The sequence below is a fragment of the Mesocryomonas lacus genome (assembly GCF_055730105.2).
The window spans coordinates 532,518-547,858 of record NZ_JBUZWF020000002.1 but is presented as its reverse complement, the minus strand read 5'-3'; the positions used below and the strand labels follow the sequence as shown (position 1 = coordinate 547,858).

Sequence of the window (15,341 nt, the reverse complement as noted above, 5' to 3'; positions counted from 1 at the left end):
CAGCACTACAGGGCTTTGGAGCTGCCGGGCTTCAGAAGACGGGGCGCCGCCGGAGCGCCCGGTCGGCTCGCGCCTAGTCCATCGCCTTGCCGCAGGCGAATTTTCGCAGGTCCAGCGCCCGCACCGGGAACGGGCGGAAGAAATCGCCGAGCTGCGCCGTCGGCCTCAGCCCGGCAAAGCCATTGTCGAGCAGCGCCGCCGCCTGGTCGCCGCGCGCCTTGCCGCTCGGCGCGCCGAAGACGACCGCCACCAGATGCCGGCCACCGCGCGCGGCGGTGGCGACGAGGTTGAAGCCGGAGGCGCAGACATAGCCGGTCTTCATCCCGTCGATGCCGGGATATTTGCCGATCAGCGGGTTGGTGTTCTTCAGCCGCTTGCCGTCGACGGTGACGGCGGGCGCGTTGAACATGTCGAGAGAGCTTGGATGGGCGCGCTGGATGCTGATCGCCAGCACCGCCATGTCGCGGGCCGTGGTCACCTGTCGCTCGTCGTGCAGGCCGTTGGCGTTGACGAAATAGGTGGCGTTCATCTTGAGCCGCACCGCCTCGGCGTTCATCGCCTGGACGAATCGCGCCTCGGACCCTCCGCCGAGCGTCTCAGCGATGGCCACCGCCAGATCATTGGTCGACCGCAGCAGCATGATCCGCAGCGCATCCTCCAGCCGCAGCTGCTCGCCGACCTTGAGGCCGAGCTTCGAGGGCGGCTGCGACGCCGCCAGCGCCGACATCACCACCGGCGTGTCGAGGCTGGCGCGGCCGGCTTGGATCGCGGTGAGCGCGAGATGGGCGGTCATCATCTTGGTCAGCGAGGCCGGGTGCCAGGAGGCGGCGGCATCCTCGGCATAGAGCACCGCGCCGGTCTCGGCATCGACGAGGATGCGCGGCGTGGCACCAGCCGGCAGCGCGGCCGAACAGGCGATCAGCGCCGCGAGCGCGAGCCGCACGGCTGCACGCCGGCGGTTAAGGGGCGTCTGCCCCGGTGTCAGAACGGTCAAGCTGCAACTCCCGCGGCGGGATCGGCCGGCGCGCAAGCGGGCCATTTTCGGCCAAGGTCGATCGGTCGGCGCACCATCACGCCAGTTCGCGCCGCGCCGCAAGCGCCCTTCGCCGCAGAGTTCCCGACACCACCGCGAATGTCGCGCCGCTGATGACACAAGGCCACACCCCGCGCCCGCAGAATGCCGGCCGCGCCGTCCCCGCCCCGGCGCCATCCCCACCCTTCGAATGGTCGCGATCGACAAACGCCAGCTTCTTCTTGACAGCCGCGCCGCCCGAACTCTATATCCCGCCCGGTCTGACGCAGTCAGCGCCGGGGCGGGGTAGCTCAGTTGGTTAGAGCAGCGGAATCATAATCCGCGTGTCGGGGGTTCAAGTCCCTCTCCCGCTACCAAACAATATTTTCAGAGACAACATTCGGTGCGACGCCATAGCTGGCAGCTGACCAGCTTCGTCGTCGGTTCGCGCACGACTGTGGGCTGTGACGGCATGTCGGGCGCTGCGAGACTTGACGCGCCGGCAGTCATTCCCGGCCGCCCTTGTGATCGGGCCGCGCGCGTGGTCGATGGGCGGAGAACAGCTCAGACTTGCAGCAAGGGACCTGGCGGATGGGGAATGACGCAGCTGCCGTTACTTTCCTGGCGCGCGCCCGTCTCGCACTACCGCTGGCGCTTTGCGGGCTCTGGGCGATCATTATTGCAGGGGGGCTCGGCGGGCTGATCGTCGGGAAAGAGCAGTTCACCCTCTGGCTGTTCCTGCGGCAGGATCTCGCTGTCCTGCTGATCCTCGGGATAATCCTGCGTTTCAGCCTGCATGCCGACAGGTCGGCAGGCGAGATCGCCTGGACGACAGCCGTGTCGCGTCACCCGTGGATGCTGGCGGTTAGCCTTGGCCTTCTCTGCTGGGGCGGCCATAGCTCGGTGCTTTCCGGCTACGACCTGACGCGCGACGAACAGATGGCGAGCTTCGATACGCTCGTCTTCGCCGGCGGCCGGTTGGCCTTCCCGGTTGCGCAGGCCTGGCAGCCGATGGCCGAGGCGCTGAACCAGTCCTTCATTCTGCCGATCGCCGAGCGTCAGGCCTGGGTTTCGGCCTATCTTCCCGTCAATGCCGCCGCCCGTGTGCTGGCAGGCTGGATCGGCGACCCCAACCTCGCCAGCCCCGCCTTCACCGCGATCGGTGCCCTGGCGCTGTGGCGCATCACGGTTCGGCTCTGGCCGGACGATGCCGGCGCGCGGGCCGTCGCCCTTCTCCTCTATGCCGGATCCTCGCAGGTCATCCTTCTCGGCATGACATCCTATGCGATGGCCGGGCATCTGGCCCTCAACCTCGTCTGGCTCGCTTTGTTTCTCGGCGGCGGCTGGTGGCATGCGGGCGCGATCGCGATCGGCTTCCTCGCCACGGGCCTGCACCAGCCGCTGTTCCACCCGCTCTTCGCGCTGCCGTTTCTCGTCGGCCTGCTGATCGGCAAACGCTGGGCGCTGACGATCCTCTATGCCGGCGCCTACCTCGCCATCGGCCTGTTCTGGCTGAGCTGGCCGCAGCTCGTCGCGCAGACGGCCGGCGGCGCGATGGAAACCCTCTCGGCCACCGGCGATCGCTTCGGCTACATCGATCGCGTCGCCGGGATGCTCCAGCAAACAGGTCTTGTCGGCCTCCCCGTAATGGCGATGAACCTCCTGCGCTTCGTCACCTGGCAGCACCTGCTGCTGCTGCCCTTGCTCACGGCCGGCCTCTGTCTTTCCTGGCGCGCGCCGCTGGTGCGGCCGCTCGCGGCCGGCATCCTCGCCACCATCGTCGTCGTCGGCGTGCTCCTGGCTTATCAGGGCCATGGCTGGGGCTACCGCTACCTGCACGGCCTGATCGGCAGCGCGTGCCTGATCGGCGGCCATGGCTGGCGCGCCTTGCGCGGTGTCTGGCCGGGGCGAAGGCTGTGGGCTCTTGCCAACGCGGCGACCTTCCTGTTGTTGCTGCCACTCCACCTCGTCATGGCATCCCTGTTCACCACGCCTTATGCCGATGCCGCCGCGGCGATCGCCCGCCTGCCGGCACCGATCGCGGTGATCGACGAGGGAGCCGCGGCCTTCGCATCCGATCTGGTGATCAACCGGCCGGACCTCTCCAACCGCCCAATCCGGCTCCTCGCAGGCAGTCTGACGACAGAACAGATCGCCGGGCTGTGCTCAGGCCAGGACGTCGCCTTCGTCGGCCGGGCCGAGCTGACAGGGATCAATCAGCGGATCGCCATGTCTCCAGGCGACGACAGCCATTTCAGGGCGCTCGAGCAGACCTGTCGCCAGGGCGCGCAGCCGGCAGCTGCTCCGCCAGCATCGCGCTGATCGCCTCCGCCATCGCCGACCAGCGGTAGGTGTCTTCGGCATAGTCCGCCATCCGGCGGCGATCGGCAGCGGCCATTGGGGGCGCATCGAGGGCCCGCATCACCGCTTGCGCATTGATCTCGGGACGGTCGGGATCGATCGGCAGCCCGGTGAGGAAGCCTTGTGCGCCGGGATCGGCCCGGCTGCTGTCGAGACCGCAGATGACCGGCAGCCCGCAGGCCATCGCCTCCTGGATCACCAGCGGAAAGCCTTCACCGACGCTCGGCAGCAACAATTGATCGGCCGCCTGGTAGAGTTCGGCCAGCGCACGGCCACTCGTGCCCCGCACCACAAGGACATTGCCGAGTTGCCAGGCGGCCGGATCGATCGGCCCCTTGCCGGCGAGAACGATGGAAAGGTCCGGTCGGGCTCTCGCGAGCGCCTCGATCGTCGCCAGCCCCTTCTTCTCGACGAAGCGGCCGACGAACAGGATCATCTTCTGCCCGGCCGGGAGGTCGAGGCGCCGGCGCAAGGCGTCCCGGCTTTCGGACGGAGCACGAAAGACCGTCGTGTCGACGCCATTAAACAGCAGCCGGGCGGGGACACGCAGCCGCACATCGGCAAAATGGGCGGCGGTGGTCGCGCTGATGAACACCACGCGGTCCGCGGCCGCTAGCATGGCCCGGCCGACAACGCGGTTGCCGAGCGCGGCCAGACCCCGCAGAAGACGGTTGCGGAAAGGCAGGTCTCCGACGTGCTGCACCAGCAGGACGGGCCTTCGCCGCAGCCAACAGGCGAGCATGGCCGCGACGGAGGTGAGGTAAAGCGCGTCATGGATAACGACGCCATCGCAACCGCCGACCGCGCACCAAAGTCGCGTCAGCGCCCGGGGCCCCGGAACCGGCATCGGCAGACCGGTGGCGCGCTCGATGCCGTTCCACGACGGCAGCTGGATGGCGGCAACGCCCGACGCTGGCGAGCCGCTGGCGGCCCAGGATGCGTGATGCCCCCCGGCCTCAAAGGCGTGGCAGAGATGGCCGGCAACCCGCTCGATTCCGCCGCCATGCGGCTCGAAGAAATGCGTTACCGTCAGGATTCTCATCGAGATCAGGCGGGCTCCCACCGCATCGTCGTTTCCAGCCGGTTGGGACACAACGCGCTGTAGAGCCCGTGCCGATAGCGGCCACAGGTCTCGGCGGAGATGCGAAAGCCGCTCGCCGATGCCAGGCGGTCCCAATCGGACGCAGGGACTTTCGGCAACGAGTCCATCGTCAGAGCCGGCTCGCGCGGACCGGCATGTCGGGCGGTCCTTCGCTCTTCTGCCCTATCGCCGTATGGCGATGCTTTCTCAGCAAGGCCCGGCGGCTGACCAGGAAATTGTACGCCGTCAGGGCCAATGTCGACAGCGGTGCGGCGATCGGCATTGACAGTCCAAAGCGCCCGATCAGCAACCACAGCAATATCCACTGTGCGGGAAGATTGCCCGCCATGGCCAGCGAATAGCGGGCAAAGCCAGAGCGGTTACGGGTGGTCCGGAAGCTGTAGGCAGAATGCAGCTGGTATCCCACCACCACGACGACGGCATAGCTCAAGAGCGTTGCCACGACGTAGTCCAGGCCGACGGCATCCACCGCGATCATGATCAGATTGTGCAGAAGCAGGCAAACGGCCGACACACCACCGAAACGCAGAAGGCTTGGCAAGAGCGTCATCTGGCTCGTGCCTTGCGGCATCGCACGAGATAGACGCAGCCATTGTCGTCTTTCACCTGGCGGGGGGTGATGCGATCCTCCAACAAGGCCCGCAGGTTCATGACCACCGCGAGCGTATTCGCGATGGCCAGGCCGACCACCGGCACCTGCCGGAGAACCCAGGCAAAACTGGTCAGGCGGATCATCGTGGTCGTCGCGAGGGGGCCGACGATCGAGACGATGTCCTCGACGACGAAACCGCGGGTCTCGATGTCGCGCTGCAGGCCTGGCCGGGTCCAGCGGCGAAAATCCTGCGGATGGGGATGGTAGAGCCAGGTGCCGTGCGTCGACAGCAAGAGCACCCCGTCATCATCGAGCACGCGGGCGATCTCGCTGAAATAGAGGTCGAGGTCGCCGACATGCTCGAGCACCTGCATGGACATCACGATGTCCACGGGTTCGAGATCGGACGGCAGGGTCCCGTCCGGCGCAATCGCAACCTCGGCGGCGGTTCCGAAGTCAGCGCCGCGGTAGCGCAGGCCATGGCTGACCGCGAGGTCGCGATAGGGCTGGGTGCCGCAGCCGAAGTCGAGCACGCTGCCGGAGCCGATCCGGCCCAGCATTCGGTCGAGCTGTGCGGCAAGGCCCCGCAGCAGCAGCCAGTCGGTGTTCCAGATGGCCGGAGCCCGCCGGCGGAGCGCTTCGGTATCGGTTATCGTAGGCACGGTCATGGCGACGGTATCCTGGCGATGGCAAAGTCTGTGGCGAAGTTGGCGTCATGCCCGGCCATGATGGCCAGCATAAAGCTGCCGAGCATCGTCTGCACCCCGACCGTCGTCAGAACGGTCGCGACCACCAGCGGCAGGATGTTGTCGAGGGCGCCGAAGCTGGTCTTTGCCCAGTAGATGCCGATCGCCAGCAGGCCAGCGCCCCCCAGCGCCACCAGCAAGGCGCCCACCGCCAGCGTCGTCTCCAGCGTCAGCCGGCCTGAATGGCGGCGCAGCACCGGCCGCAGCGGGCGATAGCCCTGGCGGTAGCCGTGAAGATGGGTTGCCAGCGCCAGGATGGCGGCGAGATGGCCGGTGGTGAACAGAAAGCCCGCGACGATTGACCAGCTGGTGCCGAAGGTCGGCGGCAACAGCGCCGGTGCGAGGATATTGCCGAGCGCGAACAGCAGGATGAAGCTCGCTATGCCCATGGCCAGCGCCGCGGGGACGCCGAAGACCCAGGTCGGGCTCAGCATCAAGAGATAGCGCAGATGACGCCAGCCGTCGCGCCAAGGCCTCAGATGCGGCCTGCGCTCTCGAAGATCGACCGAGAGGCGGGCGGGCACCTCGGTGATGGCGCAGCCCCGAAGACTGGCCTTGATGACCATTTCGCTCGCAAACTCCATGCCGCTGCCGGAAAGGCCAAGCGACAGGAAACATTCCCGGGTGATCGCCCGCAGCCCGCAATGCGCATCGCTGACGCCGGCCCGGAAGAACAGGTTGAGAATGCCGGTCAGCACGGGATTGCCGATGTAGCGGTTCTTCCACGGCATGGCACCGCGCTGGATCCCGCCCTTGAACCGCGACCCCATGCAGAGATCCGCGCCGGCCCTCAGGCGACCGATCATCGCGACGCCGTCGGTGAAGTCGTAGCTGCCGTCGCAATCGCCCATCAGCAGGTAGCGTCCGTAGGCGCTGCTGCAGCCGCCGATCAGCGCCGCGCCGTAGCCGCGTCTGTCGACCGAGACGACACGGGCTCCAAGCCGGATCGCCAGTTCCCGGCTTCCATCGGCCGAGCCGTTATCGGCGATCACGATCTCGCCGCGCAGACCGTGCTCTGCTTCGATCAGCGCGAGGGCCTGCTGGGCATTGGCAATGCAGTGCGGCAGGCTGACCGCTTCGTCGAGACAGGGCATGACGATCGAGACGGCGATCACCCTTGCCGGATGATGCGAAACACTCAGTCCCCGGCTGGTATCGACGAACATCCCCGTCCTCGCAAAATGGCGCCAGACAGTCATAAACGCAGCCGGTTAACGACTTTGCCGCCCGCCCCGGCGATCCCGTTCGACAGGCGCCCGACAGGACTGACGCGACGGTCAGATCGCGCTCCGGTCACAAGGCCAGCGACACCCCACCGTGTCCCGCATGCGGCCGTGTCGCCCATGCGGTCAAAACCGGCTCCCTTCGGTCGGTTCACGTCGCGCAACCGAGGATCCGACATAGGGGCGTCAAACGCTGCCCGGCAAAGTTCAGACACAAAATCCGACGGCCGGCGCCGCAGGACCAAACAAGACCGTGAGCAACACTTTCGGATTTATTTCTGTCTTTTAATTCTATTGGTGCTCAGGACGCTTCTAGGGCCAACTAAAATTTGACCGCGGCGGCATCGCGCGTACTTTTTGTAGAAAGTCGACGCTTAATCTTAACCATAAATTTCGAAGCTTTTTCGAAGCAAATGATCATAATAATAGGTTCCCGCCGCGTCCACGCATAATGATAATGCAGGTTATTCACCTTCGCAATTTTAATATCCTGATAATTATTATATTGTTGCATAAATGTAGCTTCCGCCAATTCTAGCTAAACCGCAGCAATGTCCACTTGCTAATTAAAGAAAAAGGCCGTTCAAACAACAAGTGTTGATGGAGGGCATACATGCCAAGATTGATCACTGTCATTTGTGCCATTGCAGGAATAGGTTCGATAAGCACTGCTCTGGCGGGCGATCTGGTCTATACGCCGATCAATCCGTCCTTTGGCGGCAATCCTCTCAACTCATCCCATCTCCTCGGCCTTGCCAATGCGCAGCGCGATGCGACGGCCAGAGATGCCGATGACGGCCTGGGCGGCGATGGCGCGTCGGGTGGCGGGACAGGCACTGTTGCAGACTCGGACGCAGATCTCTTCGTGCGCCAATTGCAAGGCCGCCTGTTGTCGGCCCTGGCAGGCCAAGTCACCGAGGCGATCTTTGGCGAGAACCCGCAGGACAGCGGCAACATCACCTTTGGATCGACGACAGTTGCCTTCGAAAGAACGCTCGATTCCATTCGCCTGACGATCAACAATAACCTCGACGGTACGGTGACAGAGATCGTCGTGCCGCAGCTGCTGTCCAGCAAGTCTGGCTAAAACCCCCGCCGTTACGCCCATCATCCTGTTACCGGAGCCGACGTGACCGCAGCCATGTCCTGCCTTTCATTCAAATACGCCGTCAGCCTGCTGACGCTGGTCTCGCTTTCCGGCTGCGTGACGCAGGAGGGGGCGTTTGACCAGATGCCCGTGGTCGAAAAGGTGAGCGCCCCCAGCAGCAGCCTGCGCCAGATGCCAGCACCGCAGTTGAAGACGGTCGTCGCCGTCTACGGCTATGAAGACCTGACCGGGCAGTTCAAGGAGCGGGACAATGTCCAGTCGCTCTCGCGTGCGGTCACGCAAGGCGGCACCCCGATGCTGATCAAGGCACTGCAGGATGCCGGAGAGCGTCGCTGGTTTACGGTCCTCGAACGCAGCCAACTCGATAACCTTCTGAAAGAGCGACAGATCCTGACGGAAATGCGCCGTCTCTATCGCAACGAGACGCAGCTGGACCCCAATGTGTTGCCGCCCCTCCTGAGTGCCAGCATCATCATCGAGGGCGGCATTATCGGCTATGACACCAACATCATGACCGGCGGGGCCCGCGCGCGCTTTCTGGGCATCGGCGCCGATGCCAAATACCTGCAGGACGTCGTGACCGTCGCCCTGCGGGCGGTGTCGATCAAGACCGGCGAAGTCCTGACGACGGTTTCGGCGCGCAAGGCAGTGGCGTCCTACGCGCTGCAAGGCAACGCCTTCCGCTATGTGAAGCTCGACGAGATCCTCGAGGCGGAAGCGGGCGTCACCTACAACGAGCCGAAGCAGATTGCCGTCCAGTCGGCCATCGAAAAGGCCGTCGAAAGCCTGATCGTCGAAGGTTCCGAGCTCGGCATCTGGAATTTTCAGGACCAGAAGGCGGGGCAGACCTATGTCGATGCCTATCGCAGCGAGAAGTATGGCAGCCGGCTGACCGCGCAGGCGGAAACCCTCCCCGCGCCGAAAACCACGGGGGCTGCCGACATCACCGAGACGACGCCCTTGGCGGCGGTGCCTGTTGCCGTCGCCAGCCGGGACGCCTTGCCGGGGGTGAGGACGGGGCGCTCGAGCGCGCCGGCCGCCAGTCCGTCACGCGCAAAGCCCGGACAGACATTGCCCGGCGTTCCATCGAACGCGCCCATTCAGCGCCAGTTGCGCGAGCAGGTACCGCCCCCGGAGCTTCCACCGGCGCCGTCTCCAAACGAGGAACCCGTTGGGTAGCCGTCCAACAAAAGCAGCAGTAAAGATATCGTGCTTATTATTTAAAGTACAAAAGGCGGCCCTGTGCCGTCTTTTCTGCGTTTCCAACTATCCCTATCAAACCTTGATCTACGACCAAATATATATTAGCTGGCAAAATCTAAACAGCGCAAATGATTAAACCAAATTAACCATACTAATTATCCCTACGCCGCCTTAATAGCTCACTGGATACCGTTTATTGTTGACGTAGGGGCAGCTGTCCGGCTATTCAATTAACAACCGGTTAACGGCAGGCCAAGAGGCCGCACCAAAGACTGGTCGGAGGAATCTCACTCCGAAAGGCACTGACCCGACTGGGAGAGGCAACCGCCGCCAGACGGGATGACACGACCCTTTGCGGCCTGCCGCAAGGGTTGCTTCAGCGGGACAGGCGCCAGCCCACCCTGCATCCAGTTCGAAATCTTCGCAGCCTGCCTAAGGCAAGCTGAACGATGCCGCGCGGCCACCCGCCTGGCACCGAATGATCAACCGCGTCCGCAGCCGGGAGGCCGGGCCGATGCATATTGAGGGGACTAACATGACCAATTTCAAGCAGCTGCTTCTCGCCGCCACCGCGCTCACCTTGATGAGCGGCGCCGCGATGGCGGGCGGCAACAAGGCCTTTGTCTATCAGGGCACAGTTGATGGTGGCGAGCTATCAAGCGGCAACTCGGCGACCGTCAAACAGAGCGGTGCCGGCAATAATGAGGCCGGCAATGCAGACCAGAATATGCTTCAGAACGGCAAGTCGAACGTTCTTTCAACCACCCAGGTAGGCGGCTTCAATAAGATTGGCCTGCAGGGCGATGGCGTCGAGCAATACGGCACAGCAAATCATCTCACAATCGAGCAGACCGGCGGAAGCAACACCGTAGGCGAGTCAATTCAGCGCCGCACGACTGGCGGGACTTACTCCAATGTCGCTGGCTCCTTCCAGAATGCTGATACCTTCAACCAGATCAGCATTACACAGGCGGGTCAGGGGAATTCCGTTGGCAGTGTCGGTCAGAATGGTTCCCAGAACGTCATCAAGATTGAACAGCTCGGTAATTCCAACGGAACATCGTCTTTCACAGCGGGAAGCCGCGCTGCCGCAGTCGGCGTTGCGCAGGGAACAGCCAAGCAAGACGGCGTAGACAACAAGATCTCATACGCTATCCGTAGCAATGACAACAATTCCTTTGGCTTTAAACAGGTCGGTAGACATCATACGATTACTAGCAACTCCCTTTACGGCAACAATAACCAGATCGCCGTTTCTCAGGGCGTAACCGGCAATACTGGTAACCGAGCTACGGTCAGTCATAATGGCAATAACAACAATGTTGGCATTGCTCAGATCGGCGATGACAACCGTTCGACCGTCAACATAACTGGCAGCGATAATATTATTGGTGTCCAACAGAACTTGAATGGGTTCGCGGCGCGCGATGATTTCAATCTGACCGTGACGGGCGACCGTAACGGCGGCTACCGCAGTTTTGGTTCGAACGCTGCCGGCGCCCTCAACTTGACCGCTGGTCTTTTCGTTCAACAGGGTTTCAATAACCAGCTTACCGGCACGGTTACGGGAAATGACAACGTGCTGGCTGCAAACCAGACTGGGAACGACAACAAGATAACGGGCGTCGTATCCGGAGACTTCAATGAGTCTGCCGTCGTACAGGCAGGCAACTTAAACGCCGCGACCTTCAGCCAGATTGGAAACTCAAACGTTGTTTCCATCAGTCAATGAGTCGACAGACTGGAGTCTCTGCCCATCGCTCAGACGTTGAGGCAAGTGGGTAATCTAACTCCAAGACCGACGACTGTTGCAAGTTAAACAGCTGCTGATGGGTGGCTTTGAAACGAAGCAAGCTGCGGCGGGTAGGTCCCGCCGCAGCGACCGGATCCGGGCATCGGCCCGCCACTCCCGCCGCGTGAGGTGACATGTGTTCGTACCCGTCCGGCTTCCCGCAATCCTGCTTCTGCTCGGCTCTGCGGCGCCGGCCTTCGCGCAGAGCCCGGGCGACAACCTCGTGTTTCTCGGCCAGACCGGCGACACCAACACCGTGCGCATCAATCAGACCGGCAATGGCAACGTTGCCGGCGCTGATGCCGCGGCGCTGCGGCTGAACCAGCTCGGCCGCGACAACACGCTCGAGATCGACCAGATCGGGCTGTTCAACCAGGTTGGCAGCGATCCGCGCAGCAGCAGCAAGCCCGCCATCGTGCACGGCACCAACCAGGTCGGCACCCGCAACCAGATTTCCATCGACCAGACGACGGGGCGCGCGGGCAGCGGCAACCGTATCGGCAGCGTGCTGCAGGTGGCGCCGGACCTCGGCCCCCTGGCGCGGGCGACCGTCGCCAATGCTGCCTCGATCGTACAGGACGAGGTGGGCGGCGCGCACCTCGTCGGTCAGGTTGTCCAGAAGACGGAGGCGCCCGACGGCGCCACGAATGTCGTCGACATCCTGCAGACCGGCGGCGAGCGCAGCCTTGGCAACAGTCTGCGTGGCGCCTTGCAGTCGGGCACCGGCAATAGCTTGGCCAGCCGCCAGTCCGACAGTGAGAACGCGATTGGCGGCACGTCCCAGACCGGCAGCGCCAACGAGATGCGGATCGACCAGGCCGACGGCGCCGGCAATGTGATCGAGCGGCTCGATCAGGCGGGCGAGCGAAACCGGATGGAGATTGCCGAGAGCGGCGCCCGCAATTTCATCGCGCGGGCCAGCCAGAACAATCAGGGCATCGCGGTCTCCGGCAACACGATGCGCCTGACGCTGTCGGGCAATGACAATGGCGGCAACGGCCTCGGCCTCGTCGGCTCGTTCACCGGCATTTCCGCCAGTGCCGAGGTGATGCAGGCCACGGTCGAGCAGTTCGGCGACGGCAATGTCCTCTCCTACACCGTCTCTTCCGCAAAGGGCGTCCAACCGCCGGAACGTCGGCAGGATGCCATGCTGAACCTCTTCGGCTTCGTTCAGGACGGCAGTGGCAATGGCCTGTCCGGCACGGTCACCGGCGCGCAAAATCAGGCCGCCGCCCGGCAGCAAGGCGACGGCAACGGGTTCGACTTTCAGCAGGTCGGCATCGGCAACGCCCTGTCCGTTCGACAGATCGGCGAACGCAACCGGGCCGATGCGGTGCAGCAAGGCGATGGCAATCAGCTGACGGTGGCCGTTCGCGGAGACGACAACAACAGTCTCGGTTCGGCGTTTACCGGGCAATCCCTGAACGCACGAAGCCTGCAGCCCGGCGAGCTTCAGCAGATCGGCGACAGCAATGTCGTCGATCTCGCCGTCGAAGGCAGCCGCAATCTCTTCGCGGCCTTCCAGTCCGGGTCGAGCAACACCGTTACCGGCTCCATCTCGGGCGCCAGCAATCAGGCTTCTCTCAGCCAACTGGGGAATGACAATCTCATCGGCTTCACCCAGAGCGGATCCGCTAACATTTTAGTCGTCGAACAATAATGTTGTTTACCACAGCGGAAATACATGATTTAGACTTTACAGTATTGCCTGACCATGTAACGGATTGGAAGGATAGGCGTCGTATAGTTCTCTCGATTGTTGATCGGGAGTTCTCAGATGCTTTCTTTTTCAAGACTGGCGATCGTCTCGGCCGTTTTGGTATGCGCGTCTTCGGCGACGGCCGCGGAGCCACTGACCATCGCTGGCAGCCTTGTGGGAAATGGAGCCGATTTGGTGATGGTCGGCAACGACAATGTGCTGACGATCCTGCAGGAGGCGCCGCTTGGCGCCGATGCCTTCAACAGCGTCCGGGTGCGGCTGACGGGCGACCGCAATGGCGGGGCAGCCGGACGATCCTTCGGGGGCGCGGCGCTCGCAACCGGGCTCCTTCCCGGACATCTGACCCAGTCGGGCCTGGGCAATCTCATGGATATTTCTGTCGACGGCTCGGACAACCTTTTCGCGGCGTCGCAGACGGGCTCGGCAAACCAGCTGGCCGCCTCGATCGTCGGCCACGGCAACCAGTCGGCTGTGCAGCAGACCGGGAATGGCAATATCGCCAACTTCTCCCAAGTGGGGAATGGCAACATGGTCAGTATAACGCAAACGTCGTGGTAGCCACGACCCCCGGTAACAGGCAGCGAGCGAGACAGCGATGCGATATAAGACCATGCTTCTGTTCGGGCTTGTTGCCGCCGTGCCGCTCTCGGCTCAGGCCGACGAGAATACCCTCTACATCCAGCAGCAATCGCTGAGCACCAGCGTGCTCGGCAACACGCTGGACGTCGACCAGTCGAAGGCCAGCGGCAGTATCGTCTCGGGCCTCGTCATCGACAGCGCGGGGATCAGTCCCTTGGCTTCCCGGAGCCTGGAAATCACTCAGACGGCACTGCAGCGCGGCGAGGGCAACCGGGCGACGATCGACGTGACCGGCAAAGGCGGCCAGATCGGCCTGTTTCAGAGCAATGTCGGGACGGCCGGCAACGGCAACAGCGCCGACATCAAAGCGCTCGGCGGCGGCAACGCGATGGTCAGCCAGCTGGGTTCAGGCAATATCGCCGCCATCAATCTCAATACCAACGTTCTCGCGGTCACGCCGCTCAACGCCAGCCTCGATAGCGCGGGGACCGTGGTTCAGGTCGGCAACCGCAACAATGGGACGGTGAATGCGTCGAACGGGGGGAGCGGCGTGCTGGTGCAACTCGGCAGCCGTAACACGATGCAGGTCAATGCCATCGGCACCAATGTCGTGGCCACCCAGATCGGCAGCGGCATGACGGCTGTCGCCCCGGCCCAGGTGATATCGAACGGCGCCACCGTGCAGATTACGCAGACGCAGTTTCAGGGCGTCAAATGAGATGCGGATTCTCACCGCTGCTTCTCTGCTCCTCGCCATGAGCGCCACGGTCGCCGCGAGGACGCGGCCTCGGCCGTCCCCTCGATCGAGGTCAGGCCCACGGATAACGGACTGTCGCTGATCGCCAGCATCGTGGCGCTGTCGGCGGGGGATTTCGAGGGCCGCATGACGGTCAAGAAGTCAGGGCCGTCCGGCACGACCAGCACGCAGCAGGGCAGCACCTTTACCCTTTCCCACGGTCAAGCCGCGACGGTGGCGACAATGGGCCTGTCTTTCCAGCCTGGGGACGACCTGGAGGTCGAACTGTCGGTGTCATCCGGCGGCCGCGACCTGGCCAAAAGCACGATCCAGCTGGGCTCCCCTTCCCGCGACTAGCAGTCCGCCCGGCTCGGGCGACCCTCACCGGAGTGCTTCATTGAACAGGTTCCCGCTGCTTCTTCTCGCCTTGCTGTTCGGCCTCGCCTTCCATGCCGAGGAGGCTTTCGCGCAGAGCGAGAGTGATTTCGTGACGGCGTTCGCCGGACGCTGGCAGACGCTAGACCCCGTCTTTGCCGACAAGGGGGCCTGCCAGATCGAGCTGAGTTCCGCCAAGGTCGGACAGTCCTATGCCGTGTCGACGCAGCATTGCGCGGCCGAGCTTGCCGCCATCTCGCAGTGGAGCATCGTCGATAAGCAGCTGGCGCTGCTGGGCCCGGACATGAAGATCGCGGCGCGGCTCGGCGGCAACCAGAATCGCATGAGCGGCGACCTGACGACCGGGGTTGCTCTGGTGTTCGAGCGTCTGCCGGCAAACCTTGCTGCCGGGAGCAAACCGAACAAGCCCTTGAAGGGCGGCTGCATCTATTACGGCTATACCGCCACCTGTGCCCTCCCCGCGGACATGGTCGCGCCCGCGACCAAGCCGGCGGGTTCCTTCGCCAGCGCTGCCACGCTGGTTCGTCTGAATGCGCGATCGGAAGCCCGCCCAGATGCGCCCGTCCTTGCAACCATTCCGGCAAACACGTGCGTGGCGGTCGAGCAATGCAGCAGCGGCTCAGACGGTCTGTGGTGCAAGGCGAAGATCGGCAATTTCTCGGCCTGGATCCCCCAGATATCGGTCAGAGCCAACCGGTGGCAGGTGCTGACGTTTCACGGTAGCTGCAGCTGAGACGGTAAAGGCGCGCTTGGCCTGCCATCACGCCAGAT

14 protein-coding genes and 1 tRNA gene are annotated in these 15,341 nt (G+C 63.7%); 10 read left to right on the top strand and 5 right to left on the bottom strand.

Annotation, left to right across the window (positions count from 1 at the left end):
- Window positions 1-73: 73 nt before the first annotated feature.
- Window positions 74-994 carry a D-alanyl-D-alanine carboxypeptidase family protein gene (locus ACZLZQ_RS07625; RefSeq protein ID WP_472948836.1) on the bottom strand — a complete coding sequence of 307 codons (921 nt, stop codon included), beginning with the start codon at window positions 992-994 and terminating at the stop codon, window positions 74-76.
- Window positions 995-1,312: 318 nt separating this feature from the next.
- On the opposite strand from ACZLZQ_RS07625, the gene ACZLZQ_RS07620 reads away from it, so the two are divergent.
- Both ACZLZQ_RS07620 and ACZLZQ_RS07615 read left to right on the top strand, forming a co-directional pair.
- Window positions 1,313-1,389, top strand: a tRNA-Met gene (locus ACZLZQ_RS07620).
- 214 nt (window positions 1,390-1,603) lie between these two features.
- Window positions 1,604-3,334, top strand: coding sequence for a hypothetical protein (locus tag ACZLZQ_RS07615; RefSeq protein WP_472948835.1), 1,731 nt, complete (start codon window positions 1,604-1,606; stop codon window positions 3,332-3,334).
- Here the strand turns inward: ACZLZQ_RS07615 and ACZLZQ_RS07610 are convergent.
- The 4 genes from ACZLZQ_RS07610 to ACZLZQ_RS07595 all read right to left on the bottom strand — a co-directional run bounded on the left by ACZLZQ_RS07610 (window position 3,267) and on the right by ACZLZQ_RS07595 (window position 6,979).
- Window positions 3,267-4,415, bottom strand: a complete 1,149-nt coding sequence (locus ACZLZQ_RS07610; protein WP_472948834.1) for a glycosyltransferase family 4 protein — start codon at window positions 4,413-4,415, stop codon at window positions 3,267-3,269. The two genes, ACZLZQ_RS07615 and ACZLZQ_RS07610, sit on opposite strands and share 68 nt — an antisense overlap.
- 169 nt (window positions 4,416-4,584) lie before the next feature.
- Complete coding sequence (locus ACZLZQ_RS07605; RefSeq protein ID WP_472948833.1) at window positions 4,585-5,025, bottom strand: GtrA family protein; 441 nt, start codon at window positions 5,023-5,025, stop codon at window positions 4,585-4,587.
- Window positions 5,022-5,735: a class I SAM-dependent methyltransferase gene (locus ACZLZQ_RS07600; protein WP_472948832.1), complete on the bottom strand. Its 714-nt coding sequence runs from the start codon at window positions 5,733-5,735 to the stop codon at window positions 5,022-5,024. Before ACZLZQ_RS07600 ends, ACZLZQ_RS07605 begins: the two co-directional genes overlap by 4 nt.
- Window positions 5,732-6,979, bottom strand: a complete 1,248-nt coding sequence (locus ACZLZQ_RS07595; RefSeq protein ID WP_472948831.1) for a glycosyltransferase family 2 protein — start codon at window positions 6,977-6,979, stop codon at window positions 5,732-5,734. The genes ACZLZQ_RS07600 and ACZLZQ_RS07595 overlap by 4 nt, the downstream gene beginning before the upstream one ends.
- Before the next feature lie 670 nt (window positions 6,980-7,649).
- Between ACZLZQ_RS07595 and ACZLZQ_RS07590 the strand changes: the two genes are divergently transcribed.
- From ACZLZQ_RS07590 to ACZLZQ_RS07555, 8 genes are all read left to right on the top strand, one after another.
- Window positions 7,650-8,123 carry a curli assembly protein CsgF gene (locus ACZLZQ_RS07590; protein WP_472948830.1) on the top strand — a complete coding sequence of 158 codons (474 nt, stop codon included), beginning with the start codon at window positions 7,650-7,652 and terminating at the stop codon, window positions 8,121-8,123.
- A gap of 42 nt (window positions 8,124-8,165) precedes the next feature.
- Complete coding sequence (locus ACZLZQ_RS07585; protein WP_472948829.1) at window positions 8,166-9,323, top strand: CsgG/HfaB family protein; 1,158 nt, start codon at window positions 8,166-8,168, stop codon at window positions 9,321-9,323.
- Between the two features lie 559 nt (window positions 9,324-9,882).
- Complete coding sequence (locus ACZLZQ_RS07580) at window positions 9,883-11,079, top strand: hypothetical protein (protein ID WP_472948828.1); 1,197 nt, start codon at window positions 9,883-9,885, stop codon at window positions 11,077-11,079.
- A 196-nt stretch (window positions 11,080-11,275) separates the two neighbouring features.
- The gene (locus ACZLZQ_RS07575) at window positions 11,276-12,799 is read left to right on the top strand and encodes a curlin repeat-containing protein (RefSeq protein ID WP_472948827.1); all 1,524 of its coding nucleotides are present in this window, start codon (window positions 11,276-11,278) and stop codon (window positions 12,797-12,799) included.
- A 117-nt stretch (window positions 12,800-12,916) separates the two neighbouring features.
- Window positions 12,917-13,417: a hypothetical protein gene (locus tag ACZLZQ_RS07570; RefSeq protein WP_472948826.1), complete on the top strand. Its 501-nt coding sequence runs from the start codon at window positions 12,917-12,919 to the stop codon at window positions 13,415-13,417.
- A 52-nt stretch (window positions 13,418-13,469) separates the two neighbouring features.
- Complete coding sequence (locus ACZLZQ_RS07565) at window positions 13,470-14,156, top strand: hypothetical protein (protein WP_472948825.1); 687 nt, start codon at window positions 13,470-13,472, stop codon at window positions 14,154-14,156.
- An 84-nt stretch (window positions 14,157-14,240) separates the two neighbouring features.
- The gene (csgH, locus tag ACZLZQ_RS07560; RefSeq protein WP_472949215.1) at window positions 14,241-14,531 is read left to right on the top strand and encodes a curli-like amyloid fiber formation chaperone CsgH; all 291 of its coding nucleotides are present in this window, start codon (window positions 14,241-14,243) and stop codon (window positions 14,529-14,531) included.
- 40 nt (window positions 14,532-14,571) lie between these two features.
- The gene (locus ACZLZQ_RS07555; RefSeq protein WP_472948824.1) at window positions 14,572-15,303 is read left to right on the top strand and encodes an SH3 domain-containing protein; all 732 of its coding nucleotides are present in this window, start codon (window positions 14,572-14,574) and stop codon (window positions 15,301-15,303) included.
- The last annotated feature ends 38 nt before the right edge of the window (window positions 15,304-15,341 follow it).

Excerpts from the sequence above, each read along its gene's own strand:
- ACZLZQ_RS07615 (WP_472948835.1), top strand. The coding sequence starts at position 1,604 with ATGGGGAATGACGCAGCTGCCGTTACTTTCCTGGCGCGCGCCCGTCTC.
- ACZLZQ_RS07610 (WP_472948834.1), bottom strand. The coding sequence starts at position 4,415 with ATGAGAATCCTGACGGTAACGCATTTCTTCGAGCCGCATGGCGGCGGA.
- ACZLZQ_RS07605 (WP_472948833.1), bottom strand. The coding sequence starts at position 5,025 with ATGACGCTCTTGCCAAGCCTTCTGCGTTTCGGTGGTGTGTCGGCCGTT.
- ACZLZQ_RS07600 (WP_472948832.1), bottom strand. The coding sequence starts at position 5,735 with ATGACCGTGCCTACGATAACCGATACCGAAGCGCTCCGCCGGCGGGCT.
- ACZLZQ_RS07595 (WP_472948831.1), bottom strand. The coding sequence starts at position 6,979 with ATGTTCGTCGATACCAGCCGGGGACTGAGTGTTTCGCATCATCCGGCA.
- ACZLZQ_RS07590 (WP_472948830.1), top strand. The coding sequence starts at position 7,650 with ATGCCAAGATTGATCACTGTCATTTGTGCCATTGCAGGAATAGGTTCG.
- ACZLZQ_RS07580 (WP_472948828.1), top strand. The coding sequence starts at position 9,883 with ATGACCAATTTCAAGCAGCTGCTTCTCGCCGCCACCGCGCTCACCTTG.
- ACZLZQ_RS07570 (WP_472948826.1), top strand. The coding sequence starts at position 12,917 with ATGCTTTCTTTTTCAAGACTGGCGATCGTCTCGGCCGTTTTGGTATGC.
- ACZLZQ_RS07565 (WP_472948825.1), top strand. The coding sequence starts at position 13,470 with ATGCTTCTGTTCGGGCTTGTTGCCGCCGTGCCGCTCTCGGCTCAGGCC.